The sequence below is a fragment of the Pseudomonas sp. GW822-FHT06D10 genome (assembly GCF_058799535.1).
Window position 1 is genome coordinate 178,439 of record NZ_JBXALN010000010.1, and the last position, 24,506, is coordinate 202,944.

The 24,506-nt window shown below is 62.8% G+C and carries 24 protein-coding genes; 7 read left to right on the forward strand and 17 right to left on the reverse strand.

The genetic code is table 11. The features are described from left to right. Positions 1 to 5: 5 nt before the first annotated feature. The 5 genes from dnaX (at position 6) to AC1RL5_RS28165 (ending at position 5,655) form a co-directional block, all read left to right on the forward strand. Positions 6 to 2,084, forward strand: a complete 2,079-nt coding sequence (gene dnaX / locus AC1RL5_RS28145) for a DNA polymerase III subunit gamma/tau (protein ID WP_011060224.1) — start codon at positions 6 to 8, stop codon at positions 2,082 to 2,084. Positions 2,085 to 2,150: 66 nt separating this feature from the next. After that, positions 2,151 to 2,489 carry a YbaB/EbfC family nucleoid-associated protein gene (locus AC1RL5_RS28150; RefSeq protein WP_015634779.1) on the forward strand — a complete coding sequence of 113 codons (339 nt, stop codon included), beginning with the start codon at positions 2,151 to 2,153 and terminating at the stop codon, positions 2,487 to 2,489. 210 nt (positions 2,490 to 2,699) lie between these two features. Continuing rightward, positions 2,700 to 3,743: an NADPH-dependent curcumin/dihydrocurcumin reductase gene (gene curA, locus AC1RL5_RS28155; protein WP_011060226.1), complete on the forward strand. Its 1,044-nt coding sequence runs from the start codon at positions 2,700 to 2,702 to the stop codon at positions 3,741 to 3,743. 58 nt (positions 3,744 to 3,801) lie between these two features. Further along, positions 3,802 to 4,404 carry a recombination mediator RecR gene (gene recR, locus AC1RL5_RS28160; RefSeq protein ID WP_011060227.1) on the forward strand — a complete coding sequence of 201 codons (603 nt, stop codon included), beginning with the start codon at positions 3,802 to 3,804 and terminating at the stop codon, positions 4,402 to 4,404. Between the two features lie 102 nt (positions 4,405 to 4,506). Then, on the forward strand, positions 4,507 to 5,655 hold the full coding sequence (locus tag AC1RL5_RS28165) for an acyl-CoA dehydrogenase family protein (protein WP_093406287.1): 1,149 nt from the start codon (positions 4,507 to 4,509) through the stop codon (positions 5,653 to 5,655). Between the two features lie 7 nt (positions 5,656 to 5,662). On the opposite strand, the gene AC1RL5_RS28170 is transcribed toward AC1RL5_RS28165, so the two are convergent. Both AC1RL5_RS28170 and fnrA read right to left on the reverse strand, forming a co-directional pair. Next, the gene (locus tag AC1RL5_RS28170) at positions 5,663 to 6,211 is read right to left on the reverse strand and encodes an adenine phosphoribosyltransferase (protein ID WP_011060229.1); all 549 of its coding nucleotides are present in this window, start codon (positions 6,209 to 6,211) and stop codon (positions 5,663 to 5,665) included. Positions 6,212 to 6,292: 81 nt separating this feature from the next. Continuing rightward, positions 6,293 to 7,027: a Crp/Fnr family transcriptional regulator FnrA gene (fnrA, locus tag AC1RL5_RS28175; RefSeq protein WP_011060230.1), complete on the reverse strand. Its 735-nt coding sequence runs from the start codon at positions 7,025 to 7,027 to the stop codon at positions 6,293 to 6,295. Positions 7,028 to 7,180: 153 nt separating this feature from the next. Between fnrA and AC1RL5_RS28180 the strand changes: the two genes are divergently transcribed. Continuing rightward, positions 7,181 to 7,660: a hypothetical protein gene (locus AC1RL5_RS28180; protein WP_065363452.1), complete on the forward strand. Its 480-nt coding sequence runs from the start codon at positions 7,181 to 7,183 to the stop codon at positions 7,658 to 7,660. Here the strand turns inward: AC1RL5_RS28180 and hemN are convergent. From hemN to ccoN (AC1RL5_RS28250), 14 genes are all read right to left on the reverse strand, one after another. Continuing rightward, positions 7,657 to 9,039 (reverse strand): oxygen-independent coproporphyrinogen III oxidase, encoded by a 1,383-nt coding sequence (gene hemN / locus AC1RL5_RS28185; protein ID WP_011060232.1) that lies wholly within the window; start codon positions 9,037 to 9,039, stop codon positions 7,657 to 7,659. The two genes, AC1RL5_RS28180 and hemN, sit on opposite strands and share 4 nt — an antisense overlap. Positions 9,040 to 9,187: 148 nt before the next feature. After that, positions 9,188 to 9,871, reverse strand: a complete 684-nt coding sequence (locus AC1RL5_RS28190) for a sulfite exporter TauE/SafE family protein (RefSeq protein WP_011060233.1) — start codon at positions 9,869 to 9,871, stop codon at positions 9,188 to 9,190. Further along, on the reverse strand, positions 9,864 to 10,094 hold the full coding sequence (ccoS, locus tag AC1RL5_RS28195) for a cbb3-type cytochrome oxidase assembly protein CcoS (protein ID WP_011060234.1): 231 nt from the start codon (positions 10,092 to 10,094) through the stop codon (positions 9,864 to 9,866). Before ccoS ends, AC1RL5_RS28190 begins: the two co-directional genes overlap by 8 nt. A gap of 21 nt (positions 10,095 to 10,115) precedes the next feature. Continuing rightward, positions 10,116 to 12,566 (reverse strand): heavy metal translocating P-type ATPase, encoded by a 2,451-nt coding sequence (locus tag AC1RL5_RS28200; RefSeq protein WP_093406284.1) that lies wholly within the window; start codon positions 12,564 to 12,566, stop codon positions 10,116 to 10,118. Between the two features lie 99 nt (positions 12,567 to 12,665). After that, positions 12,666 to 13,202: a FixH family protein gene (locus AC1RL5_RS28205; RefSeq protein ID WP_011060236.1), complete on the reverse strand. Its 537-nt coding sequence runs from the start codon at positions 13,200 to 13,202 to the stop codon at positions 12,666 to 12,668. Between the two features lie 11 nt (positions 13,203 to 13,213). Continuing rightward, positions 13,214 to 14,629 carry a cytochrome c oxidase accessory protein CcoG gene (gene ccoG / locus AC1RL5_RS28210; protein ID WP_011060237.1) on the reverse strand — a complete coding sequence of 472 codons (1,416 nt, stop codon included), beginning with the start codon at positions 14,627 to 14,629 and terminating at the stop codon, positions 13,214 to 13,216. Between the two features lie 393 nt (positions 14,630 to 15,022). Beyond that, positions 15,023 to 16,000: a cytochrome-c oxidase, cbb3-type subunit III gene (gene ccoP, locus AC1RL5_RS28215; RefSeq protein ID WP_011060238.1), complete on the reverse strand. Its 978-nt coding sequence runs from the start codon at positions 15,998 to 16,000 to the stop codon at positions 15,023 to 15,025. Continuing rightward, on the reverse strand, positions 15,997 to 16,182 hold the full coding sequence (locus tag AC1RL5_RS28220) for a CcoQ/FixQ family Cbb3-type cytochrome c oxidase assembly chaperone (RefSeq protein WP_011060239.1): 186 nt from the start codon (positions 16,180 to 16,182) through the stop codon (positions 15,997 to 15,999). Before AC1RL5_RS28220 ends, ccoP (AC1RL5_RS28215) begins: the two co-directional genes overlap by 4 nt. 5 nt (positions 16,183 to 16,187) lie before the next feature. Beyond that, entirely contained in the window at positions 16,188 to 16,796 is a 609-nt protein-coding gene (ccoO, locus tag AC1RL5_RS28225; protein ID WP_011060240.1) for a cytochrome-c oxidase, cbb3-type subunit II, read from the reverse strand. Further along, entirely contained in the window at positions 16,796 to 18,238 is a 1,443-nt protein-coding gene (ccoN, locus tag AC1RL5_RS28230) for a cytochrome-c oxidase, cbb3-type subunit I (RefSeq protein WP_011060241.1), read from the reverse strand. Before ccoN (AC1RL5_RS28230) ends, ccoO (AC1RL5_RS28225) begins: the two co-directional genes overlap by 1 nt. A 497-nt stretch (positions 18,239 to 18,735) precedes the next feature. Then, the gene (ccoP, locus tag AC1RL5_RS28235) at positions 18,736 to 19,677 is read right to left on the reverse strand and encodes a cytochrome-c oxidase, cbb3-type subunit III (protein ID WP_011060242.1); all 942 of its coding nucleotides are present in this window, start codon (positions 19,675 to 19,677) and stop codon (positions 18,736 to 18,738) included. Then, the gene (locus tag AC1RL5_RS28240) at positions 19,674 to 19,904 is read right to left on the reverse strand and encodes a cbb3-type cytochrome oxidase subunit 3 (protein ID WP_011060243.1); all 231 of its coding nucleotides are present in this window, start codon (positions 19,902 to 19,904) and stop codon (positions 19,674 to 19,676) included. Before AC1RL5_RS28240 ends, ccoP (AC1RL5_RS28235) begins: the two co-directional genes overlap by 4 nt. Positions 19,905 to 19,907: 3 nt before the next feature. Further along, positions 19,908 to 20,516 (reverse strand): cytochrome-c oxidase, cbb3-type subunit II, encoded by a 609-nt coding sequence (gene ccoO / locus AC1RL5_RS28245; protein ID WP_011060244.1) that lies wholly within the window; start codon positions 20,514 to 20,516, stop codon positions 19,908 to 19,910. A gap of 10 nt (positions 20,517 to 20,526) precedes the next feature. Further along, a complete protein-coding gene (ccoN, locus tag AC1RL5_RS28250; protein ID WP_011060245.1) occupies positions 20,527 to 21,951 on the reverse strand; it encodes a cytochrome-c oxidase, cbb3-type subunit I in 1,425 nt (474 codons plus the stop codon). Positions 21,952 to 22,050: 99 nt separating this feature from the next. Here ccoN (AC1RL5_RS28250) and AC1RL5_RS28255 point away from each other — a divergent pair, with 99 nt between their 5' ends. Next, entirely contained in the window at positions 22,051 to 22,746 is a 696-nt protein-coding gene (locus AC1RL5_RS28255; protein WP_072451573.1) for an alpha/beta family hydrolase, read from the forward strand. Positions 22,747 to 22,917: 171 nt separating this feature from the next. On the opposite strand, the gene AC1RL5_RS28260 is transcribed toward AC1RL5_RS28255, so the two are convergent. Continuing rightward, on the reverse strand, positions 22,918 to 24,483 hold the full coding sequence (locus AC1RL5_RS28260; protein ID WP_019094613.1) for a methyl-accepting chemotaxis protein: 1,566 nt from the start codon (positions 24,481 to 24,483) through the stop codon (positions 22,918 to 22,920). Positions 24,484 to 24,506: the final 23 nt, after the last annotated feature.

Here is a 24,506-nt window from a genome sequence, read left to right on the forward strand (position 1 = left end):
TTTCGATGAGTTATCAGGTTCTTGCACGTAAATGGCGTCCGCGCTCGTTCCGCGAAATGGTCGGCCAGACCCATGTGCTCAAGGCTCTGATCAATGCCTTGGACAGCCAGCGGCTGCACCACGCCTACCTGTTTACCGGCACCCGCGGGGTGGGCAAGACCACCATCGCGCGAATCATTGCCAAATGCCTGAACTGTGAAACAGGTATCACTTCCACGCCCTGTGGCACCTGTTCGGTGTGCTGCGAGATCGATGAGGGGCGCTTTGTCGACCTGATCGAGATCGACGCCGCGAGCCGGACCAAGGTCGAGGATACCCGTGAATTGCTGGATAACGTGCAATACGCACCGAGCCGCGGGCGCTTCAAGGTCTACCTGATCGACGAAGTGCACATGCTCTCCAGCCACTCGTTCAACGCCCTGCTCAAGACCCTCGAAGAGCCGCCGCCCTACGTCAAGTTCATCCTGGCGACCACTGATCCGCAGAAGCTGCCGGCGACCATCCTCTCGCGCTGCCTGCAGTTCTCTCTCAAGAACATGACCCCGGAACGGGTGGTGGAGCACTTGAGCCACGTCCTGGGCGTGGAGAACGTGCCGTTCGAGGATGACGCCCTGTGGCTGCTGGGCCGTGCCGCCGATGGCTCGATGCGCGATGCCATGAGCCTCACCGACCAGGCGATTGCCTTCGGTGAAGGCAAGGTCATGGCGGCCGATGTGCGGGCCATGCTCGGCACCCTCGATCACGGCCAGGTCTATGACGTGCTGCATGCGCTGATCAACGGCGACGCCAAGGCGTTGCTGGAGGCGGTGCGGCACCTGGCGGAGCAGGGGCCGGACTGGAATGGCGTGCTTTCGGAAATTCTCAACGTGCTGCACCGGGTGGCGATTGCCCAGGCATTGCCGGAAGGGGTCGACAACGGGCACGGCGATCGTGACCGGGTGCTGGCCCTGGCCCAGGCCCTGCCTGCCGAAGACGTGCAGTTCTATTACCAGATGGGCCTGATCGGTCGGCGCGACCTGCCGTTGGCGCCGGACCCCCGCGGCGGCTTTGAAATGGTCCTGCTGCGAATGCTGGCCTTCCGCCCAGCCGATACCGCGGATGCACCGAGACAGCCGCTAAAGCCAGTGGGGATCAGCCAGGCCACAGTTGATTCCGCCCAAGCCGTGGCGGCGCCGGCACCTGCCGTGCCTGTAGCGACCGTTGCCCCGGCTCCGGTTGTGAGTGCTCCAGTGGCGCCAGCACCTGTTGCCGCGCCCGAACCTGTTGCGCCCCCTGTGGCCGAGGCGGTCGCCGTCGAGCCCGAGCCGGTGGTTGCCGAAGCGGTGGTCGACCTGCCCTGGAACGATCCGGTGGAGCCACAGATCGAACAGCAGCCAGCGGTCGAGCCGGTGCTGGAGGTGGCCGCCGAGCAGCCTGAGCTGACGCCGATGCCGACCCCGACGCCGGACAGCGTGGTGCCGGACGCGCCGGAGTGGGTCAGCGCCCCGGTGCCGGAACCCACGGTGGCGGAAGTCGATGCCGCCACTCCGGGTATCGACCTGGACGACGAGCCGCCGCTGGACGAGGACTATATCGAGCCGGACATGGATTCGGCCTACAGCTACCTGGACGAACTGGCCAGTGAGCACGCAGCCGATCCGGCGCCGGAACCCGAGCCCGAACCTGCTGCCAAGCCGGCCACTGGCCTGGCCCTGGAATGGCTGCAACTGTTCCCGAAACTGCCGATCTCGGGCATGACCGGTAGCATCGCCGCCAACTGCACCCTGATGGCCGTGGACGGCGACCATTGGCTGCTGCACCTGGACCCGGCCCACAGCGCACTGTTCAACGCCACCCAGCAGCGTCGCCTCAACGACGCCCTGAACCAGTACCACGGGCGTACCCTGACCCTGGCGATCGAGCTGATCAAGCCCGAGCAGGAAACCCCGGCCCAGGCTGCATCACGGCGCCGTGCCGATCGTCAGCGCGAGGCCGAGGAGTCGATCCATGGTGATCCGTTCATCCAGCGGATGGTCCAGGAGTTCGGTGCAGTGGTGCGCCACGATACTATTGAACCTGTCGAGGCCCTGGCGGCTCAGGGTTGATCATTCAAAGGGCGCCGGGCCAGGGGCCGGGCGCCGTTTCCATCCCCGTACTTTGAGGTAATTCCCATGATGAAAGGTGGCATGGCCGGCCTGATGAAGCAGGCACAGCAGATGCAGGAAAAAATGGCCAAGATGCAGGAAGAACTGGCCAACGCCGAAGTCACCGGCAAGGCCGGCGGCGACATGGTCACCGTAGTCATGACCGGCCGTCATGACATCAAGCGCGTGAGCATCGACCCGAGCCTGCTGGAAGGCGTTAGCGAAGATGACCGTGAAGTGCTCGAAGACCTGTTTGCCGCTGCGGTGAACGACGCCGTGCGCAAGATCGAGTCCAACAGCCAGGAAAAGATGTCCGGTATGACCGCCGGCATGCAACTGCCTCCAGGCATGAAATTGCCGTTCTGATTCGCGCAAGCGCATCGAATGGACTACATAAAGCCAGGCCTTGAGCCTGGCTTTTTTTTGCCTTGGCGATCAGCACTGCGCTGTGGGTGGCAGCCGGCTGGCCGATGAAGGCCACAGCAGATCCATCTGCAGAAACATCGAACGTGATGCTATTCACAGGGTCTGCAACCTATACCCTTTCATTCAACCTTCCCTAAAGGAGTGTCCATGATGCCGCAAACATTGACCCTCAATCAGCGCGTGGTACTGGTCTCTCGGCCCGAAGGCGCGCCGGTCCCGGAGAATTTCCGCCTGGAGCGGGTGGCCTTGCCGGAACTGGCTGATGGCCAGGTGCTGTTGAAGACCCTCTACCTGTCCCTGGACCCCTACATGCGCGGGCGCATGAGTGATGCCCCGTCCTATGCGGCGCCGGTGGAAATAGACGAGGTCATGACCGGCGGTGCAGTGAGCCGGGTCGAGCGTTCGCTCAACCCCAAGTTCCAGGAGGGCGACCTGGTGGTGGGCGCCACTGGTTGGCAGAGCCACTGCATTTGCGATGGCCGCAACCTGATCCCGGTGCCCTCGGGCCTGCCCAGCCCTTCCATGGCCCTGGGTGTGCTCGGCATGCCCGGAATGACCGCCTACATGGGGCTGATGGACATCGGCCAGCCCAAGGCCGGAGAAACCCTGGTGGTGGGTGCTGCCTCCGGCGCCGTGGGGTCGGTGGTGGGGCAGGTGGCGAAGCTCAAGGGGCTGCGGGTGGTGGGCGTGGCCGGTGGCGCCGACAAATGCCGCTATGTGGTCGAGGAGCTGGGTTTTGATGCCTGCATCGATCACAAGAGCCCCGACTTTGCCGACGAACTGGCCCAGGCCTGCTTCAAGGGCGTGGACATCTATTTTGAAAACGTCGGTGGCAAGGTCTTCGACGGGGTACTGCCCCTGCTCAACCCCAGGGCGCGTATTCCCCTGTGCGGGCTGATCGCCCAGTACAACGCCCAGGCGCTGCCGCCGGGGCCGGATCGCCTGCCACTGCTGCAGCGCACCTTGCTCACCAAGCGGGTACGCATCCAGGGCTTTATTGTCTTCGACGACTATGGCGACCGCCATCCGGAGTTCATCAAGGCCATGGCGCCCTGGGTGCGCGAAGGCAAGGTCAAGTTCAAGGAGGACGTGGTCGAGGGACTGGAGCAGGCACCAGAAGCCTTCATTGGCCTGCTGGAGGGGCGCAACTTCGGCAAGCTGGTGGTCAAGGTCGCCCCGGACGCGAGCATTTGACGCTACCCCGAGGCGCGGGTATAAACCGCGTCTCGTTGTTTTTGTCGGACCTTTGCCCATGAGCTTCAGCCCCCTGATTCGCCAACTGATCGATGCCCTGCGCACCTTGCCGGGCGTGGGTCAGAAAACCGCCCAGCGCATGGCCCTGCAACTGCTCGAGCGTGATCGCAGTGGTGGCTTGCGCCTGGCGCAGGCCTTGAGCCAGGCCATGGAAGGCGTGGGGCATTGCCGCCAGTGCCGGACCCTGACCGAAGACGAGCTGTGCCCGCAGTGTGCCGATCCGCGTCGCGACGACACCCTGCTGTGCGTGGTGGAAGGGCCGATGGATGTGTACGCGGTGGAGCAGACCGGCTATCGCGGGCGCTACTTCGTGCTCAAAGGCCACCTGTCGCCTCTGGATGGCCTGGGCCCGGAGGCCATCGGCATTCCGCAGTTGCTGGCGCGTATCGAGGAGCAGGGCAGCTTCAGCGAAGTGATCCTGGCCACCAACCCGACTGTGGAAGGCGAAGCCACTGCGCACTACATCGCCCAACTGCTGACCAACAAGGGCCTGATCACCTCGCGCATCGCTCACGGCGTGCCTCTGGGCGGCGAGCTGGAACTGGTGGATGGCGGCACCCTGGCTCACTCCTTTGCCGGGCGCAAACCCATAGCGTTGTAAGACTGCGGAAGTCGGCTGACTGGCGAAGGATGCGCCACGCATTCTCTTGAAAACCAAGCAAGCGCTTGGTAAGTTCCTTCGACCCTTCAGAGGAGCTTGCCGATGTCTGCCTGCCAGGAATACTTCGACCCCAGCCACCAGTTGGTCCGCGACAGCGTGCGACGTTTCGTCGAGCGTGAAATCCTTCCCCAGATTGACGAGTGGGAGGAGGCCGGCAGTTTCCCCCGTGAGCTGTACCTAAAGGCCGGGGCCGCCGGGCTTCTGGGCATCGGTTACCCCGAGGCCCTGGGCGGCAGCCATGAGGGTGATCTGTTCGCCAAGATCGCCGCCAGCGAGGAGTTGATGCGCAGTGGCTCCGGCGGCCTGGTGGCGGGCCTCGGCTCCCTGGATATCGGCCTGCCGCCCATCGTCAAATGGGCCCGCCCCGAATTGCGCGAGCGGGTCGCACCGCTGGTGTTGTCGGGGGAGAAGATCAGCGCCCTGGCGGTCACCGAGCCCGGCGGCGGCTCGGACGTGGCCAACCTGCAGACCCGCGCCGTGCGCGATGGCGATCATTACCGGCTCAGTGGCAGCAAGACCTTCATCACCAGTGGCGTGCGCGCCGACTTCTACACCGTTGCGGTGCGCACCGGCGAACCTGGCTACGGCGGTATCAGCCTGTTGCTGGTCGAAAAGGGCACGCCGGGCTTCACTGTGGGTCGGCAGTTGAAAAAGATGGGCTGGTGGGCCTCGGATACCGCCGAGCTGTTCTTCGACGATTGCCGGGTGCCGGTGGGCAACCTGATCGGCGCCGAGGACATGGGCTTTGCCTGCATCATGGGCAACTTCCAGAGCGAACGCCTGGCCCTGGCCCTGATGGCCAACATGACCTCACAGATGGCCCTGGAGGAAAGCCTGAAGTGGGCGCGCGAGCGGGAGGCGTTCGGCAAGCCCATCGCCAAGTTCCAGGTGCTCAAGCACCGTCTGGCGGAGATGGCCACGGCCCTGGAGGTTTCCCGGGAGTTCACCTATCGCCAGGCGGCGAAGATGGCCGCCGGCAAGAGCGTGATCAAGGAAATTTCCATGGCCAAGAACTTCGCCACCGATACCGCAGACCGTATTACCCACGATGCAGTGCAGATCCTCGGTGGCATGGGCTACATGCGCGAAAGCCTGGTGGAGCGCCTGTATCGCGACAACCGCATTCTGTCGATCGGCGGCGGCACTCGCGAGGTGATGAACGAAATCATCAGCAAGCAGATGGGGCTGTAGGTGCAGGCTAGCGCTCGGTCAGGGAAAACTGGGTCAGGCAGAAGGTCGGGATCCCCATGTCCTGCAGCTTCTGCGAGCCGCCCAGTTCCGGCAGGTCGATGATCGCCGCGGCTTCATAGACCTTGGCCCCCATGCGCCGTACCAGATTGGCGGCGGCGATCAGGGTGCCACCGGTGGCGATCAGGTCATCGATCAACAGCACCGAGTCGCCTTCACACAGGCTGTCGGCGTGGACTTCAATGAAGGCTTCGCCGTACTCGGTCCGGTAGCCCTCGGCCAGGATGTCGGCCGGCAGCTTGCCCTGTTTGCGGAACAGGATCAGCGGCTTGTTCAACTGGTAGGCGATGATCGAGCCGATCAGAAAACCCCGTGCGTCCATGGCGCCGATGTGGCTGAAGTCTTCTTCGACATAACGCTGGGCGAAGCTGTCCGCCACCAGGCGCAGGGCCCGGGGAGACTGGAACAGGGGGGTGATGTCGCGGAAGATCACGCCCGGTTTCGGGAAGTCGATGACGGGGCGGATCAGGGATTTGATGTCGAAGGAATCGAAGGCCATCTTCAGGTGTCCTGGCGGGCAAATAGGCCGCGCCAGTATACCCGCGACCGAGCCGCCTGGCTCAGCCGCACAGGCTGTGGATCAGCCCTCCACCGAGCCGCCGGCGAGGGCGCAGAGCTGGATCGGATCGAGGATGTGCACTTCCTTGCCTTCGGCGGCAATCAGCTCGTTCTGCTGGAAACGGGTGAACACCCTGGACACGGTTTCCACGGCCAGGCCCAGGTAGTTGCCGATTTCGTTGCGCGACATGCTCAGGCGGAACTGGTTGGCCGAGAAGCCCCGGGCGCGGAAGCGCGCGGACAGGTTGACCAGGAACGTGGCGATACGCTCGTCAGCGGTCTTTTTCGACAGCAGCAGCATCATTTGCTGGTCATCGCGGATTTCCCGGCTCATGACCCGCATCAGCTGGCGACGCAGCTGTGGCAGTTGCAGTGCCAGCTCATCGAGGCGTTCGAAGGGGATTTCACACACCGAGGTGGTTTCCAGCGCCTGGGCCGAGACGGGATGGCTTTCGGTGTCCATGCCTGACAGGCCTACCAGCTCGCTGGGGAGATGGAAGCCGGTGATCTGTTCTTCGCCGCTGTCGCTCAGGCTGAAGGTTTTCAGGGCGCCCGAACGCACGGCGTACACCGAGTCGAAGCCGTCACCCTGACGGAACAGGAATTCGCCTTTTTTCAATGGGCGGCCACGTTTGACGATTTCGTCCAGCGCGTCCATGTCTTCCAAATTCAGCGAAAGTGGCAGGCAGAGGGGTGCCAGGCTGCAATCCTTGCAATGGGCCTGGTTGTGAGCGCGCAGTTTAACTGGCTCGGACATTCTAGAATCCTTGTGGGAAAACACACATAAGCCGTAAGGGTAACTCACGGGAGGAGGTTCCGGCCAGTCCGTGCCGTATTGACTGTTAGTCGTAAAGCTATCCTTTTATGGGTCGATAACCTGTTAACGAAAGTAACTTGGAAGGCTGAAATTATGTCGTCCGTTGGCGCTATTACTAATGGCAGCAATAACTTGCAGTCACTTCAAGAGCCCTCGACAAGTCAGGTTGACGAGCAACTAAGAGTTTCTCCATTAGTTGCAGAGCCAGTGATCGGGGAGGGCGTCAAAGTGTCGCTGTCTGGCGCCGGCCTGAACAAATCCGCCGCCGCCAAAGGGCGTGACAGTGATATCGAGGAAAGCGGCCTGCCGGAAAACATTCAGCAGATCCTCAAGATGATCAGAAAATTGCAACAACAGATTGCCGAGACCCTCGCCCAGCTCCAGGCGGTCATGGCCGACAAGCACCTGAGCCCAGAAGAAACCAAGGTCCGGATCGGCAGCCTGCAATCTGCCCTGGCAATACTCAACGGCGGTTTGCTGACCGCCAATGCCTCCCTGGCCAAGGCAATGAAAGAAGCGGGCTTGAGCCCTGAGCAGGTGATGAAGGCTGCATCCTTGATCATGAAATCCTAGATCACCCGGGAAAACCGCTGGCGGTTCTGCTGGCCCAGGTATGCATCGAACACCATGCACACTGAGCGCACCAGTAGGCGACCGGCTGGCAGCACGATGATTGCTTCGCTGCCAAGTTCAATCAGGCCGTCGTCGGCCATCTCTTCCAGTTCCGGCCAGAGTTCATTGAAGTAGCCGCGAAAGTCGATATTGAAAGCCTGTTCGATCTCTTCGAACTTAAGACTAAAGTTGCAGATCAGTTGCTGAATAACTTCCCGGCGCAGACGGTCATCGGCATTGCATACCAAGCCGCGACTGGTGGCCAGTTGTGCGCCAGCCAAGGCATTTTGATAGTGCGTCAGGTCGCTGCTGTTCTGGCAGTAGAGATCGCCGATCTGGCTGATGGCTGAAACACCGAGCCCAATAAGGTCGCAATGTCCATGAGTGGTGTAGCCCTGGAAGTTGCGTTGCAGGGTGGACTCTTCCTGGGCAATGGCCAGTTCATCATCGGGCAGGGCGAAATGGTCCATGCCGATGTAGCGATAGCCGGCAGCCGTCAGCTGTTCGATGGTGCGTTGCAGCATCTGCAGCTTTTCCGCCGGGGCAGGCAGTTCGCTGCCGTTGATCCGCCGCTGGGGCATGAAACGCTCCGGCAGGTGGGCGTAATTGAACACCGAGAGCCGGTCCGGTTGCAGGCTGATGACTTCTTCCACGGTGCGGGCGAAGTTTTCCGGGGTCTGCTTGGGCAGGCCGTAGATCAGGTCGATGTTGATGGAACGGAACTGCAGGGTGCGGGCCGCTTCGATCACCGCCCGGGTTTCATCCAGGCTTTGCAGGCGATTGACCGCGCGTTGCACTGCCGGGTCCAGGTCCTGCAGGCCGATGCTGACCCGATTGAAACCCAGCTCTCGCAGCAGGCCCATGGTCGACCAGTCGGCTTCCCGGGGATCGATCTCGATGCCGTAGTCGCCGGAGTCGTCGTCCAGCAGGTTGAAGTGCTTGCGCAGCAGGGCCATCAGTTGGCGCAGTTCATCGTGGTTGAGAAAGGTCGGGGTGCCGCCGCCGAAATGCAGTTGTTCCACCCGCTGGTTGGGGGCCAGGTGGCAGGCAATCAGTTGCATCTCCTGTTCCAGGCGCTGCAGGTAGGGCAGGGCGCGGCTGCGATCCTTGGTGATGACCTTGTTGCAGGCGCAGTAGTAGCAGATGTTGGCGCAGAACGGGATGTGCACGTACAGCGACAGCGGGCGCTGCGCCTTGCGGCTGTCGCGCAGGGCGTGCAGCAGGTCGAAGGCGCCGACCTGGCTGTTGAACTGCACTGCGGTCGGGTATGAGGTGTAGCGCGGTCCCGCCAGGTCGTAGCGGCGGATCAGATCTGTGTCCCAACGAATGGCGTCGAGCATGCGGGAATTCCCCCGGATAGGCTGGCAGTGTTCGCGAGTCTAGGAGGTTCGGGCCAGGGCCATCTTGACTTGTATCAAGGGTGTTCGGGAGCCGCCGGAGCAGTGCCGACGAGGCGTGCAGGCCCGGTTGCCGGGCGCCTCCCCGGGGTCAGTGGCCCATCAGCCAGTGCTGGTGAGGACCGGGCAGGGTCCAGATGCCGAAGAGAATGACCAGCACGCCGCCAGCCATGCGTACGCTGCGCCGACGCAGCAAGGCGGTGATCCGTTCGGCTGCCAGCCCGGTGGCCAGCAGCACAGGCCAGGTGCCCAGGCCGAAGGCCAGCATCAACAGCGCGCTGTCCAGGGCGCTGCCCTGGCTCGCCGACCACAGCAGGGTGCTGTACACCAGGCCGCACGGCAGCCAGCCCCACAGCGCCCCCAGGAGCAATGCACGGGGCAGGCTGGAAACCGGCAACAGGCGGCTGGCCAGCGGCTGGATATGCCGCCACAAGCCCTTGCCAAGGCCTTCGATGCGGGTCAGGCCACTCCACCAGCCGGCCAGGTACAGGCCCATGGCAATCAACAGCAACCCGGCCAGCACTCGCATGAACAGCGCCAGTGGACTGTTGGCTACAGCCCAGCCCGCCAGGCCCAGCAGCAGGCCGGCCAGGGCGTAGCTGAGGATGCGGCCCAGGTTGTAGGCCAGCAGCAGGCGCAGGCGTCGGCTGCGCTGTTCCGGTGGGATGGCCAGGGTCAGGGCGCCCATCAGGCCGCCGCACATGCCCAGGCAGTGGCCGCCACCCAGCAGGCCGAGGATCAGCGCAGAGACCAGCAGAGGGGCCAGTTCAAGCATGGGGCGGTTCCGATTTTCTGGCGGGGTCGGCTTCGCTGCTCGGTTGGCCCTTGGCCTCATCCACCGCGGCGGTATGGCTTGGGTCCTGGTCGTCGAACAGGATGCTGTGGGCCGGGCCGTCGAGATCGTCGTACTGGCCGCTGTCCACCGCCCAGAAGAAGATGTAGATGGCGATGGCCACGATCAGCAGGGCGGCCGGGATCATCACGTAAAGAGCTGGCATCTGGACTCCAGGCCCGGCGGCTCAGGCCGGCAACGGGCGGGTTTCGGGGGCGTCGGCGCTGTCGGCCGACCGCGGCATGCGGGTCAGGCGCAGGGCGTTGAGCACCACGGTCAGGGAACTGATGGACATGCCGACCGCCGCCCACACCGGAGTGATCCAGCCGAGGGCGGCGAACGGCAGCATCAGGCCATTGTACAGCCCGGCCCAGAGCAGGTTCTCGATGATCACCCGGCGCGTGCGGCGGGCCAGGCTGAAGGCCTGCACCAGGGCATCCAGGCGATTGGACAGAAGTACCGCATCGGCGCTGGTCTTGGCCAGGTCAGTGGCCGAGCCCATGGCGACGCTGATGTCGGCGGCGGCCAACACCGGCACATCGTTGACCCCATCGCCGAGCATCAGCACCTTGCGGCCCTGCTGGTGCAGCTGTTGCAGCACTTGCAGCTTGTCATCGGGGCGCAGGCCACCCCGGGCTTCGTCGATCTGCAGTTCGGCAGCGACACTGGCGACCATCGGCGAGCTGTCCCCGGACAGCAGCAGGGTGTGCCAGCCACGGGCCTTGCAGGCCGCCAGCAGGGCCGGAGCATCACTGCGCAGGCGGTCGTCCAGCACCAGCCAGGCGAGAGCCCCCTGGCTGTCACCGAGCAATAGCCATTGGCCGGCTTCATCGGGCATGGGCGGAGCGGTACAGCCACTGAGCTGGCAAACGTAGGCTGGTTGCCCGATGCGCAAACGCTGATCGCCCACCAGGCCTTCCAGGCCCAGGCCGGGGCTGCTGGTAACTTCCTCGGCGGCCACTGGGGCACGGCCGAAAGCCCGGGCGATCGGGTGCTCGGAACGGTTTTCCAGGGCAGCGGCCAGGCTCAGGCAGTCATCGCTGGACAGGGCCCCCAATGGCCGGATGGAACGCAGCGCCAGCCGCCCTTCGGTGAGGGTGCCGGTCTTGTCGAAAATCACTGTGTCGATCTGGTTCAGGCCTTCCAGTACATGGCCGCGGGTCAGCAACAGGCCGAGCTTGTGCAAGGTGCCGGTGGCGGCGGTGAGGGCTGTGGGCGTGGCCAGGGACAGCGCACAAGGGCAGGTCGCCACCAACATGGCCAGGACGATCCAGAACGCCCGTGAGGCGTCTAATTGCCACCACAGCAGCCCGATGGCGGCCGCGGCGATCAGCGAGAACAGCAGGAACCACTGGGCTGCACGATCGGCAACCTCCGCCAGCCGCGGTTTTTCTGCCTGGGCCCGGTCCAGCAGGCGCACGATGGCCGATAGCCGGGTGTCCTGGCCCAGGGCCTGGACCTGCACTGTCAACGCACCTTCGACGTTCAAGGTGCCGGCGGTCACCCTATCGCCCAGGCCACGGGGCTGCGGCAGGTATTCACCGGTGAGCAGGGATTCGTCGATGCTCGATTGGCCGTCGAGGATCTTGCCGTCTGCCGGCAGTACTGCGCCGGGATGCACCAGCACCCGGTCGCCCAGGCGCAATTCGCTGAGCAGGATGCGTTCACTCTGGCCGTCTTCATCCAGGCGCAGGCAGGAAGCTGGCAGCAGATTGACCAGTTGCGCGGTAGCCGCCGCGGTGCGCTCCCGGGCCCGGCGTTCCAGGTAGCGGCCGGCGAGCAGGAACAGGGCGAACATGCCGACGGCATCGAAATACAACTCGCCAATGCCGCTGATGGAGGTCCAGATGCCGGCCAGGTAGGCCCCACCGATGGCCAGGGACACCGAGACGTCCATGGTCAGGTGGCGGGTACGCAAATCGCGCATGGCGCCCTTGAAGAACGGTGCGCAGCTGTAGAAGACGATGGGCGTGGTGAGAAACAGCGCGACCCAGCGCAGGATCGTATGCAGCTCGGGGCTCAGGTCGATGTTGAATTCCGGCCAGGTGGCCATGGTCGCCATCATGGCCTGGAACCACAGCAGGCCGGCGACGCCCAGCTGGCGCAAGGCCAGGCGGTTTTCGCTGGCCAGTTGCTCGGAGGCGCGATCCGGCTGATACGGGTGGGCGGCGTAGCCGATGTGGCGCAGCTCGCTGAGCACTTGGCTCAGGGGCAGTTGGCTGTCGGCCCAGCGCACGTGCAGGCGGTGGTTGGACAGGTTGAGCCGGGCTTCAGCCACCGCTGGCAGGCTGCGCAGGTGTTTTTCGATCAGCCAGCCGCAGGCGGCACAACTGATGCCCTCCATGAGCAGCGTGGTTTCCGCCAGCTCGCCTTCGTGCCGGACAAAGGGCTGCTGCACGTCGGCGCGGTCGTACAGCGCCAGTTCGTCCACCAGTTGCACGGGCAGGGCTTCAGGGTTGGCCGAGGCCTCGCTGCGATGGCTGTAGTAGTGCTCCAGACCGCCGGCGACTATGGCTTCGGCCACTGCCTGGCAGCCCGGGCAGCAGAACTCCCGGGGTTGGCCAAGCACGACGGCGGTGAACCGGCTACCGGCAGGAACCGGCAGGGCACAGTGGTAGCAAGGCAGTGGCGTGGTCATCGGCGGTCTTTGTAATGTGGGAAAAACTCATCGCCGGCGCACCGGTTCCGCTGCAAGGGCAGGGGAGGCGACGGGCCGGCGATGTACGGCAGGTACTGCTCAGTTCAGGTCTTCGGCACCTTGCAGGGGCTCGTCGCCCAGCAGCAGGTCCTTGTCATGGCTGACCTGTTCTTCTTCGAACATGCGCCAGGTCTTGTCGCCCTCGACCCCCAGCAGTTCGACGAAGCGCCGCCCTTCGACCTGGTCGGTCAACTGGCCGATGTAGCGCCCGTGTTCGGTTTCGCTGCGCGCCAGGGTGATCTTGCGGTCCTTTTCCGGCTGGGTGGGCGAGATCAGGTTCAGCTCCAGGGTCTTGGGCTGGCTGTCACCGCTCAGGCGCAGTTCGACTTCGCCGGTCAGCTCATCGAGGTGCACGTTGGCGCGCATCTTCAGGGTCTGGGCCAGCAGCTCGCGGTCAAGGGAGCGGTTGATGCCTTTACCGGCCTCGTAGTAGTTGTCGTTGACCAGGTTGTCCGGGTTGTTCACGGCAATGGTCACCATGGACAGGGTCAGGGTCACGGAACAGGCGAGGATGCCGATGATGATCCAGGGCCAGAGGTGCTTGTACCAGGGGCTTGCGGCGGTGGCTGCGGGCATGATCACTTCTCTTAACGAATTTGTGGGCCGATGAACCGGCTCTTGGCTTCAACATGGACGCTGTCATCGTCGGCATCCTTGAGGATGAACTTCACCTCGTTGGTGGTCGATGGCAGCTGTTCGGGAGCAATCGACAGCTCCACCGGCATGCTGACGATATCGCCGGCCACCACGTGGATTTCGCGCTTGCCCTGCAGCTTCAGGTCCGGCAGGCCGGAGGCGTCCAGCACATAGGTGTGATCGCGCTGGTCCTTGTTCATGATCTTCAGGCTGTAGACGTTTTCGATCCGGCCTTCGGCGTTTTCGCGGTACAGCACCCGGTCCTTGCTGACATCGAAACCCACCAGCGAACGCATGAAAAATGCCGTAACCAGCAGGCTGATCATGGCCAGCAGCACCAGGGCATAGCCGATCAGGCGCGGGCGCAGTTTATGGGTTTTCTGCCCCGAGAGGTTGTGTTCGGTGGTGTAGCTGATGAGCCCGCGGGGGTACTCCATCTTGTCCATGATGCTGTCGCAGGCGTCGATGCAGGCTGCGCAGCCGATGCATTCGATCTGCAGGCCGTCACGGATGTCGATGCCGGTGGGGCAGACCTGGACACACATGGTGCAGTCGATGCAGTCGCCCAGGCCCTGGGCCTTGTAGTCGGCGCCTTTCTTGCGCGGGCCACGGGCTTCGCCACGGCGTGGGTCGTAGGAAACGATTAGGGTGTCCTTGTCGAACATCACGCTCTGGAAGCGTGCATAGGGGCACATGTAGATGCACACCTGTTCCCGCAGCCAGCCGGCGTTGCCGTAGGTGGCCAGGGTGAAGAAGCCGACCCAGAAGTAGGACCAGCCATCGGCCTGGCCGGTGAAGAAGTCGATGACCAGCTCGCGGATCGGCGAGAAGTAGCCGACGAAGGTCATGCCGGTGACGAAGCCGATCAGCAGCCAGAGGCTGTGCTTGCTGAATTTGCGCAGGAACTTGTTGGCGCTCATGGGCGCCTTGTCCAGCTTGATGCGCTGGTTGCGATCGCCTTCGGTGACCTTTTCGCACCACATGAAAATCCAGGTCCAGACACTCTGCGGGCAGGTGTAGCCGCACCAGATGCGGCCGGCATAGACGGTGATGAAGAACAGGCCGAAGGCGGCGATGATCAGCAGGCCCGAGAGCAGGATGAAATCCTGGGGCCAGAACGTGGCGCCAAAGATGAAGAATTTGCGTTCCGGCAGGTTCCACCAGACAGCCTGGTGGCCGCCCCAGTTGAGCCACACGGTACCGAAGTACAGAAGGAACAATCCGGCGCCGCCAAGCATGCGCAGATTGCGGAACAGGCCGGTGAAGGCGCGGGTGTAGATTTTTTCCCTGGAGGCGTAGAGATCGACGCTGTTGGTCGCGTTTTTGGCAGGCGGGGTAACGTCTTGTACGGGAATCTGGTTGCTCATCATTGCATCCCACGGCAGTGGAAAAATGCCTCGGTCGATGCGTGCCGACCGCGGTCAAAAGGGGTGTTGCAGTGGCGCAATGATACGCCTGTAGCTCTAGCGCAAGGGTGCGACCTTTGGTCGCGTTGGGAGAAATCAACTGATGGTGTAATGACTTGAATCAATTGACTTGTGGATTATGGACCCTTTTGCACGTCGCGCCGTTCAATTCTTCCAGGGAGTGAGCAGGCGTACGCCGCAGGTCTCGAAGTCCGCCATATTGTCGAATCCTGGCTACCGGGTTGCTGGAAAGGGTGATCCGCCGTCGAGCGTCAGCCGATGCCAGGCGCAAACAAAACGGCCCCGCCAATGTTGATTGGCGGGGCCGTTGGGTGTTGCTTTCAGGCGTCGGTCTTACTCGGCGTCGGCCTGCTTGTCACCGTGGGACAGGCTGTAGACATAAGCCGCGAGCAGGTGAACCTTGTCGTTGCCTTGCAGTTGTTCCTGCGCTGGCATCACGCCTTGACGGCCATAACGAATGGTCTGCTGCAGTTGGGCGAAGCTCGAACCGTAGATGAAGGCAGCCGGGTGAGTCAGGTTAGGCGCGCCCATGGCTGGGGTGCCTTTGCCTTCCGGACCGTGGCATACCGCACAGTTGGCGGCGAACAGCTTCTGGCCGTTGACCGGGTCGGCCTTCAGGCCTTCCGGCAACTTGCGGCCGTCGAGGTTGGTCAGGACATAGGCGGCAACGTCACTGACGCCTTGTTCCTTGATCACGTCCAGCCAGGCCGGCATCACTGCGTGACGGCCGCCCATGATGGTGGTCTTGATGGTTTCCGGCTCGCCGCCCCAGCGCCAGTCGGCGTCGGTCAGGTTGGGAAAGCCATAGGCGCCCTTGGCGTCGGACCCGTGGCAGACCGAGCAGTTGGATGCGAACAGACGGCCACCCATTTTCAGGGCTTGCGGGTCCTTGGCCACTTCTTCGATAGGCATGGCAGCGTACTTGGCGAAGATCGGACCGAACTTGGCGTCCGACTTGGCCATTTCCTTTTCCCACTCGTGGACGCCGGTCCAGCCGGACTGGCCGTTGGCGAACGGGGTCTGCTTCTCGTTATCGAGGTAGTTGTAGCCCGGCAGAACGCCTTTCCAGTTGCCCAGGCCCGGGTACAGCACCAGGTAGCCCAGGGCGAAGACGATGGTGCCGACGAACAGCATGAACCACCATTTCGGCAGGGGGTTGTCGTACTCCTCGATCCCGTCGAAGGAGTGGCCGACCGTCTCGTCGGTCTGCTCGGCGCGCTGGCCCTTGCGGGTCGACAGCAGCAGCCAGGTCAGGGCGAAGATGGTACCCAGACTGAGGACTGTGACGTACAGACTCCAGAACGTAGTCATTCTTTGTTACTCCTAGAAGCTTGCTCGACGTGCTTGATGGCGTCGGGATCATCCGCGAACGGCAGCAAGGTTGCGTCTTCAAACTCGGACTTGCGCTTGGGGCTGAACACCCAGAGCGCCAAACCGATGAAGGCCACCATCACAACAAGGGTGCCCAGGCCACGAATCATCCCGATATCCATCTAGATCACCGTTTGCTTTTGATGATGGTGCCCAGGCCTTGCAGATAGGCCACCAGCGCGTCCATTTCGGTTTTGCCCTTCACGGCATCCTTGGCACCGGCGATGTCTTCGTCGGTGTAAGGGACGCCGAGCGTGCGCAAGACTTCCATTTTCTTCGCGGTGTCTTTGCCGTCGAGCTTGTTTTCTACGAGGAACGGATAAGCCGGCATCTTCGACTCGGGCACCACGTTGCGCGGGTTGTACAAGTGCGCACGCTGCCAGTCATCGGAGTAACGACCGCCCACTCGGGCCAGGTCCGGGCCGGTACGCTTGGAACCCCACAGGAACGGGTGGTCCCAGACGCTCTCACCAGCTACCGAGTAGTGACCATAGCGTTCGGTTTCAGCGCGGAACGGACGGATCATCTGCGAGTGGCAGCCGACACAGCCGTTGGCGATGTAGACGTCGCGACCTTCCAGTTCCAGCGCGGTACGCGGCTTCATGCCTTCCACCGGCTTGTTGGTGACGTCCTGGAAGAACAGCGGGACGATCTGGGTCAGGCCGCCGATGCTGACGGCGATGACCATGAAGAAGGCCAGCAGGCCAATATTCTTCTCGACTACTTCGTGCTTCATCAGTGAGCTCCAACTACAGCGATCTGAGCAGCGGCTTCAGCTTCAGCCGGGTTCGAGGCGCGAACGGTGCGGAACACGTTGTACGCCATGATCAGCATGCCGGTGGCGAAGAACGCACCGCCCAGAGCACGGACGATAAAGCCCGGGTGGCTGGCTTGCAGCGCTTCGACGAAGGAGTAGGTGAGGGTGCCGTCATCGTTGATTGCACGCCACATCAGGCCCTGGGTGATGCCGTTGACCCACATCGAGGCGATGTAGAGCACGGTACCGATGGTAGCCAGCCAGAAGTGGGTATTGATCAGGCCGATGCTGTGCATCTGCTGACGACCGAAGACTTTCGGGATCAGGTGGTACAGGGCGCCGATGGAGATCATCGCTACCCAGCCCAGAGCGCCGGCGTGTACGTGGCCGATGGTCCAGTCGGTGTAGTGCGAGAGCGAGTTGACGGTCTTGATCGCCATCATCGGACCTTCGAAGGTCGACATGCCGTAGAACGCCAGGGATACCACCAGGAAGCGCAGGATCGGGTCGGTGCGCAGCTTATGCCAGGCGCCCGAGAGGGTCATCATGCCGTTGATCATACCGCCCCAGCTTGGCGCCAGCAGGATGATCGACATGGCCATGCCCAGGGACTGAGCCCAGTCCGGCAGCGCGGTGTAGTGCAGGTGGTGCGGACCGGCCCAGATGTACAGGGTGATCAGCGCCCAGAAGTGCACGATGGACAGGCGATAGGAATAGATCGGACGCTCGGCCTGCTTGGGTACGAAGTAGTACATCATCCCCAGGAAGCCGGTGGTCAGGAAGAAGCCCACGGCGTTGTGGCCGTACCACCACTGGATCATCGCATCAGTCGCACCGGCGTAGGCCGAGTAGGACTTGAAGAAGCTGACCGGCAGGGAAGCGTGGTTGACGATGTGCAGCATCGCGGTCACCACGATGAAGGCACCGTAGAACCAGTTGCCCACATAGATGTGCTTGGTCTTGCGCTTGGTGATGGTGCCGAAGAATACCAGGCCGTAGGTGACCCAGACGATCGCCAGCAGGATAGCCAGGGGCCATTCCAGTTCGGCGTATTCCTTGGTGGTGGTGTAACCCAGTGGCAGGGTCACGATCGCGCCGACGATCACCGCTTGCCAACCCCAGAAGGTGAAGGCCGCGAGGCTGTCGGAAATCAGTCGCGTCTGGCAGGTTCGCTGCACGACATAGTAAGAGGTGGCAAACAATGCACATCCACCGAAGGCGAAGATCACCAGGTTGGTGTGCAGCGGGCGCAGGCGTCCAAACGTCGTCCACGGCAGACCGAAGTTCAACTCCGGCCATACCAGTTGTGAGGCGATGAAGACACCGAGCCCCATGCCAAGGATCCCCCAGACCACCGTCATGATGGCGAACTGGCGGACTACCTTATAGTTATAAGCAGTCGGACTGATTGCTGTGCTCATTCTAAGGTTCCACGGTTTGGGTGTTTTATTAGGGATAAAAATCGGTCGCAAGTATGGAGAAAGCAGGGGGTCATTGCAACGCGCTATGACCTGGGTCAATGCGTTCCATGCCTGATTCTGCGGCCTTTCCCTATGCCGAGTAGGGACAAAAAATTGCCCTCGGACAAGCTGTCGCCATGGACAGGAAACGGGGGGGGCAGGTCGGTTGTAACCGGGTGTGTGGAAGCCGATGGATCAGCTGACAGGCGGTAAGAGAGTCGACAGCCGGTATAAACCAGCCTTTGCGGCCTGTCATCGAGCAGAAGCTTCGAACGTCACGGATACCGTTGGCCTGTGACCAGCCCGTGCCAGTCCCCATCGGGGCAAGCTTAGACCTGAATCAGATGAGTGCAAACGCGCTGCGGGAGAGGGTGCGACACTTGGTCGCAAAGGAGCGGGAAGTTGAACCACGAGCGGCAAGCTGCAAGTCGGGAACCCGCAGCTTGCCGTGACTCGTCTTACTGGGTGTTTTCAGCCTGTGGCTTGTTGCCGTGGGAAAGGCTGTAAACGTAGGCGGCCAGCAGTTGCACCTTGTCATTGCCGAGCAGTTCGCTCTGCGCTGGCATGTGGCCCTGGCGACCATGGCGGATGGTCTGTTGCAGTTGGGCCAGGCTGGTGCCGTAGATGAAGCCGGCGGGCTGGGTCAGGTCGGGCGCGCCCATGATCTGGGTGCCTTTGCCGTCAGCGCCGTGGCAGGCCACGCAGGTGGTGCTGAACGCTTGCTGTCCGGCTACCAGGTCGGCATCGCTGTCGGCTGGCAGGGGCAGGCCGGCCAGGTCATGGCGAACGTAAGCTGCCACGTTCTTCACGCCTGCTTCCTTGAGCACTTCGCCCCAGGCTGGCATGGCCGCCATGCGGCCGCCCATGATGGTGGCCTTGATGGTGTCGGCGCTGCCGCCCCACCGCCAGTTGTCGTCCGCCAGGTTCGGGAAGCCGAAGGCACCCTTGGCGTCGGAACCGTGGCAGACCGAGCAGTTGGAGGCGAACAGGCGTCCGCCCATTTTCAGCGCTTGCGGGTCCTTGGCCACTTCTTCCACCGGCATGGCCGCGAATTTGGCGAAGATCGGACCAAACTTCACGTCCGCCTTGGCCATCTCCTTTTCCCATTCCTTGGTCTGGGTCCAGCCGTCTTCATAGCCCGGCAGGATGCCTTTCCAGTTACCCAGACCCGGGTAGAGGATCAGGTAGCCAACGGAAAACACCAGGGTCCCGGCGAACAGCAGGAACCACCATTGCGGCAAGGGGTTGTCGTACTCCTCGATGCCATCGAAGGCGTGGCCCATGGTCTGGTCGACACTGCCCTTGGTCTCGCCCTTGCGGGTGCCGACCAGCAGCCAGGTCAGGCCGATCAGGCTGCCAATGGTCAGTACGCAGATCCACGTACTCCAGAAGGTGGTCATGGCCGAATGCTCCTTGTTGCAGGCTCTTGAGGTTGAGCGTCATCAGTTGTGTTACCGGCCGGTGCCGTGCCCGGCATCGGGTCGTCGGCGAAGGGCAGCAGGCGGGCCTGGGCAAACTCGGGATTGCGCTTTGAGTTGAACACCCAGATCGACAGGCCGATGAAGGCGATCATCACCACCAGGGTCCCGAGGCCGCGGATCATGCCGCTATCGAGTTCAAAACCCATGGCTCACCTCTTGCTCTTGATCGAAGTGCCAAGCACTTGCAGGTAGGAGACCAGGGCGTCCATTTCGGTCTTGCCCTTGAGCGTGGCGGTGGCGCCGGCGATGTCTTCGTCGGTGTACGGCACGCCCAGGGTGCGCATGACCTTGAGCTTGGTTTCGGTGTGGCTGCTGTCTACCGGTGCGGTCACCAGCCATGGGTAGGCCGGCATCTTCGACTCGGGCACCACGTTGCGCGGGTTGTACAAGTGCGCACGGTGCCAGTCATCGGAGTAGCGACCGCCCACCCGGGCCAGGTCCGGACCGGTACGCTTGGAACCCCACAGGAACGGGTGGTCCCAGACGCTTTCACCGGCCACCGAGTAGTGACCATAACGCTCGGTCTCGGCGCGGAACGGACGGATCATCTGCGAGTGGCACTGTACGCAGCCTTCGCGGATGTAGATGTCGCGGCCTTCCAGCTGCAGGGCGGTGTAGGGCTTCATGCCTTCCACCGGCTTGTTGGTGACGTCCTGGAAGAACAGCGGGACGATCTGGGTCAGACCGCCGATGCTCACCGCGAAGACCATCAGCAGCATCAGCAGGCCGACGTTTTTCTCAATCGTTTCGTGTTTCATGGCGGACTCCTCAGGCCATCTGCGCAGCGGCGTTGACTTCGGCTGGCACTGCGGCACGCACGGTGCGCCAGGTGTTGTAAGCCATCAGGAACATGCCGCTGAGGAAGATCGCACCACCCACCAGTCGCACGATGAAGCCTGGGTGGCTGGCCACCAGGGTTTCGACGAAGGAGTAGGTGAGAGTGCCGTCCTCGTTGACCGCACGCCACATCAGGCCCTGGGCGATACCGTTGACCCACATCGAAGCGATGTAGAGCACGGTGCCGATGGTAGCCAGCCAGAAGTGGGTGTTGATCAGGCCGGTGCTGTACATCTGCTCGCGGCCGAAGACTTTCGGGATCAGGTGGTACAGCGCGCCGATGGAGATCATCGCTACCCAGCCGAGGGCGCCGGCGTGTACGTGGCCGATGGTCCAGTCGGTGTAGTGGGAGAGGGCGTTGACGGTCTTGATCGCCATCATCGGACCTTCGAAGGTCGACATGCCGTAGAACGCCAGGGATACCACCAGGAACCGCAGGATCGGGTCGCTGCGCAGCTTATGCCAGGCGCCCGAGAGGGTCATCATGCCGTTGATCATGCCGCCCCAGCTTGGTGCCAGCAGAACCAGCGACATCACCATCCCTAAGGACTGAGCCCAGTCCGGCAGCGCGGTGTAGTGCAGGTGGTGCGGACCGGCCCAGATGTACAGGGTGATCAGTGCCCAGAAGTGCACGATCGACAGGCGATAGGAGTACACCGGGCGCTCGGCCTGCTTGGGTACGAAGTAGTACATCATCCCCAGGAAGCCCGCGGTCAGGAAGAAGCCCACGGCGTTGTGGCCGTACCACCATTGCACCATCGCATCGGTCGCACCGGCATACACCGAGTAGGACTTGGTGAAGCTGACCGGCAGTTCCAGGTTGTTGACGATGTGCAGGATGGCCACGGTGATGATGAACGCGCCGAAGAACCAGTTACCCACATAGATGTGCTTGGTCTTGCGCTGCATCAGGGTGCCGAAGAACACGATGGCGTAGGCCACCCAGACAATGGTGATCAGGATATCGATCGGCCATTCCAGTTCGGCGTATTCCTTGGAGCTGGTGTAGCCCAGTGGCAGGCTGATGGCCGCCAGGAGGATCACCAGTTGCCAGCCCCAGAAGCAGAACGCGGCGATTTTCGGCGCGAACAGCGTGGTCTGGCAGGTGCGTTGCACCGAGTAGAACGAGCTGGCAAACAGCGCACAGCCGCCGAAGGCGAAGATCACCGCGTTGGTGTGCAATGGCCGCAGACGGCCGAAGCTGGTCCACGGTAAGTCGAAGTTGAGTTCGGGCCAGACCAACTGGGCAGCGAGAAAAACCCCGAGCCCCATGCCGACGATGCCCCACACCACCGTCATAATGGCGAATTGGCGGACCACCTTGTAGTTGTAGGCGGTACTGATAGAAGTGTTCATGGTTCCCCATCCACGGTTCAGTTGAAGTGAAAGCGACTGCGCACGGCAAGGCGCGCTCACTTCGTCTGGAGTTATAGGCAGACTAAAAGCGAGGCAAGCATGAGCAATGAGCACAAGGCCAGTATTGACGGGGGTCAATGGGCGCAGTGTGTGCGGGAGCGGGGCTGGTTGTGGGATGTCGCGCAGGGCGTCGAGGTGCGGTCGGCGCCGACCCTGATCCTCGCCCATGGCGCCGGCGCGCCCATGGACAGTGGGTTCATGAACGATATTGCTGTACGCCTTGCGGGACATGGGGTGAACGTCTTGCGCTTCGAGTTTCCCTACATGGCCCAGCGGCGCCTGGACGGCGGCAAACGCCCGCCTAACCCGGCGCCCAGGCTGCTGGAATGCTGGCGCGAGGTGCATGCCCTGGTGCGACCTTATGTCACTGGGGTGTTGGCGGTGGGCGGCAAGTCCATGGGCGGGCGCATGGCCAGTTTGCTGGCCGATGAACTGCAGGCCGATGCATTGGTGTGCCTGGGCTATCCGTTCTATGCCGCCGGCAAACCGGAAAAACCGCGGGTGGCGCATCTGGCTGATCTGTCAGTGCCAAGCTTGATCGTGCAGGGCGAGCGTGACGCCCTGGGCAATCGCCAGGCGGTCGAGGCCTACACATTGGCAGCCAGTATCGAGTTGTACTGGCTGACGGCCGCTGATCACGATCTCAAGCCCCTGAAGGCCTCGGGTTTCAGCCATGAGCAGCATCTGGAATCTGCGGCGCTCAAGGTTGCTGCCTTCCTGAAAGCGCTGAGCTGATCCTGCAGGAGCGAGCTTGCTCGCGAAACGTTCACCCGGCCTTCGAATTTGGAGCGCGGTGAAGATTTATCGCGAGCAAGCTCGCTCCTACGGTTGTCGGGTGGGTTTGCGGGCATAAAAAAACCGGAAGCCTTGGCTTCCGGTTTTTTGTTGCCGGCCCTAAGGGGGGGCTTAGCGGTTGAAGCGCTCCACCAGCGAGTACTGGGTGTTTGCGGTGCGGGTCAGCGCTTCGCTGAGCTCGGCCGAATGCTGGGCCTGCTCCGAAGTCTGGTCCGCCAGTTGCGCGATGGTGCTGATGTTGCGGCTGATCTCTTCGGCCACCGAGCTTTGCTCTTCGGTGGCGGCAGCGATCTGGGTGGTCATGTCGGTGATGTTGGCCACCGCTTCGCTGATGCCCACCAGTGCCTGGTCGGCTTCCAGCACCCGGGCCACGCCTTCTTCGGCCTGACGATGACCAGCGTCCATGGTCTGAACGGCGGTGGCGGCTGTCTGCTGCAGCTTGGCGATCAGGGTATGGATCTGCCCGGTGGATTCACTGGTGCGCTGCGCCAACTGACGCACCTCGTCGGCCACCACGGCAAAGCCGCGGCCCATTTCACCGGCGCGGGCGGCTTCGATGGCTGCGTTCAGGGCCAGCAGGTTGGTCTGGTCGGCAATGCCCTTGATCACGTCGACAACGCCGCCGATCTCGTCACTGTCCTTGGCCAGTTGGGTTACCGTCAGCCCGGTTTCGCCCACCACCACCGACAGGCGCTGGATGGCTTCGCGGGTTTCGCCGGCGATATCGCGGCCACGGCCGGTCAGGCGATTGGCTTCTTGGGTTGCGTCGGCGGTGCGTTGCACGTGGCTGGCCACTTCCTGGGTGGTGGCGGCCATCTGGTTGACCGCGGTGGCCACCTGTTCGGTCTCGACCCGTTGGCGCTCCAGGCCGCTGGAGCTGTTGTGGGCCAGGGTGTCGGACTGGCGGGCCTGCTCGTTGAGGTGCTCGGCCGTGTCCTGCAGGCGGGTCAGGCAGGTCTTCAAGCGCGCTTCCTGGCTCAGGATCGACATCTCCAGGCGGGCCTGGGCGCCGCGGCTGTCGGTGTACATCTGAGCGATCAGCGGGTCGGAGGTGGTCTGCTCGGCCAGGCGCAGCAGGCGCTTGAGGCCGCGCTGCTGCCAGCTCAGGCCCAGCAGGCCCAGGGGCACCGAGAGCGCGGCGGCCAGGGCGAAGCCCCAGTGGGAGTTGAGCCAGGCACCGATCATGAAGCTCAGCTGGCTGACCAGGATGAACGGCAGCCAGTCCTGCAGCACAGGCAGCCACTTGTCACGCTTGGGAATGGCCGACTTGCCAGTGTTGATGCGCTGGTAGAGGGCTTCGGCGCGGCGCACCTGTTCGGCGGTGGGCTTGACCCGGACCGACTCGTAACCTACCACCTGGCTGCCTTCGAAGATCGGTGTCACATAGGCGTTGACCCAGTAGTGGTCGCCGGTCTTGCAGCGGTTCTTGACGATGCCCATCCATGGCAAGCCTTGTTTCAAGGTGCCCCACATGTGCGCGAACACCGCCGCCGGCACATCAGGGTGACGTACCAGGTTGTGCGGTGCGCGAACCAGTTCTTCACGGGAGAACCCACTGATCTCGACAAAGGCGTCATTGCAGTAGGTGATCACGCCTTTGGCGTCGGTGGTGGAAATCAACCGTTGTTGAGCCGGGAAGGTACGTTCGCGCTGAGTGACAGGCTGGTTATTACGCATGGTTTTTCAATCCGCAAGGCTTT

Bases quoted from the DNA above. Each gene is read 5' to 3' on its own strand.
- AC1RL5_RS28255 (WP_072451573.1), top strand. From the start codon at position 22,051: ATGAGCAATGAGCACAAGGCCAGTATTGACGGGGGTCAATGGGCGCAG.
- AC1RL5_RS28170 (WP_011060229.1), bottom strand. From the start codon at position 6,211: ATGGCCTTCGATTCCTTCGACATCAAATCCCTGATCCGCCCCGTCATC.
- AC1RL5_RS28190 (WP_011060233.1), bottom strand. From the start codon at position 9,871: ATGCTTGAACTGGCCCCTCTGCTGGTCTCTGCGCTGATCCTCGGCCTG.
- AC1RL5_RS28260 (WP_019094613.1), bottom strand. From the start codon at position 24,483: ATGCGTAATAACCAGCCTGTCACTCAGCGCGAACGTACCTTCCCGGCT.
- recR (WP_011060227.1), top strand. From the start codon at position 3,802: ATGAGCTTCAGCCCCCTGATTCGCCAACTGATCGATGCCCTGCGCACC.
- ccoP (WP_011060238.1), bottom strand. From the start codon at position 16,000: ATGACTACGTTCTGGAGTCTGTACGTCACAGTCCTCAGTCTGGGTACC.
- ccoO (WP_011060240.1), bottom strand. From the start codon at position 16,796: ATGAAGCACGAAGTAGTCGAGAAGAATATTGGCCTGCTGGCCTTCTTC.
- AC1RL5_RS28220 (WP_011060239.1), bottom strand. From the start codon at position 16,182: ATGGATATCGGGATGATTCGTGGCCTGGGCACCCTTGTTGTGATGGTG.
- ccoS (WP_011060234.1), bottom strand. From the start codon at position 10,094: ATGCCAGCTCTTTACGTGATGATCCCGGCCGCCCTGCTGATCGTGGCC.
- ccoO (WP_011060244.1), bottom strand. From the start codon at position 20,516: ATGAAACACGAAACGATTGAGAAAAACGTCGGCCTGCTGATGCTGCTG.
- curA (WP_011060226.1), top strand. From the start codon at position 2,700: ATGCCGCAAACATTGACCCTCAATCAGCGCGTGGTACTGGTCTCTCGG.
- ccoP (WP_011060242.1), bottom strand. From the start codon at position 19,677: ATGACCACCTTCTGGAGTACGTGGATCTGCGTACTGACCATTGGCAGC.
- AC1RL5_RS28150 (WP_015634779.1), top strand. From the start codon at position 2,151: ATGATGAAAGGTGGCATGGCCGGCCTGATGAAGCAGGCACAGCAGATG.
- hemN (WP_011060232.1), bottom strand. From the start codon at position 9,039: ATGCTCGACGCCATTCGTTGGGACACAGATCTGATCCGCCGCTACGAC.
- AC1RL5_RS28165 (WP_093406287.1), top strand. From the start codon at position 4,507: ATGTCTGCCTGCCAGGAATACTTCGACCCCAGCCACCAGTTGGTCCGC.
- AC1RL5_RS28205 (WP_011060236.1), bottom strand. From the start codon at position 13,202: ATGCCCGCAGCCACCGCCGCAAGCCCCTGGTACAAGCACCTCTGGCCC.
- AC1RL5_RS28200 (WP_093406284.1), bottom strand. From the start codon at position 12,566: ATGACCACGCCACTGCCTTGCTACCACTGTGCCCTGCCGGTTCCTGCC.
- AC1RL5_RS28240 (WP_011060243.1), bottom strand. From the start codon at position 19,904: ATGGGTTTTGAACTCGATAGCGGCATGATCCGCGGCCTCGGGACCCTG.
- dnaX (WP_011060224.1), top strand. From the start codon at position 6: ATGAGTTATCAGGTTCTTGCACGTAAATGGCGTCCGCGCTCGTTCCGC.
- fnrA (WP_011060230.1), bottom strand. From the start codon at position 7,027: ATGTCCGAGCCAGTTAAACTGCGCGCTCACAACCAGGCCCATTGCAAG.
- ccoN (WP_011060241.1), bottom strand. From the start codon at position 18,238: ATGAGCACAGCAATCAGTCCGACTGCTTATAACTATAAGGTAGTCCGC.
- AC1RL5_RS28180 (WP_065363452.1), top strand. From the start codon at position 7,181: ATGTCGTCCGTTGGCGCTATTACTAATGGCAGCAATAACTTGCAGTCA.
- ccoN (WP_011060245.1), bottom strand. From the start codon at position 21,951: ATGAACACTTCTATCAGTACCGCCTACAACTACAAGGTGGTCCGCCAA.
- ccoG (WP_011060237.1), bottom strand. From the start codon at position 14,629: ATGAGCAACCAGATTCCCGTACAAGACGTTACCCCGCCTGCCAAAAAC.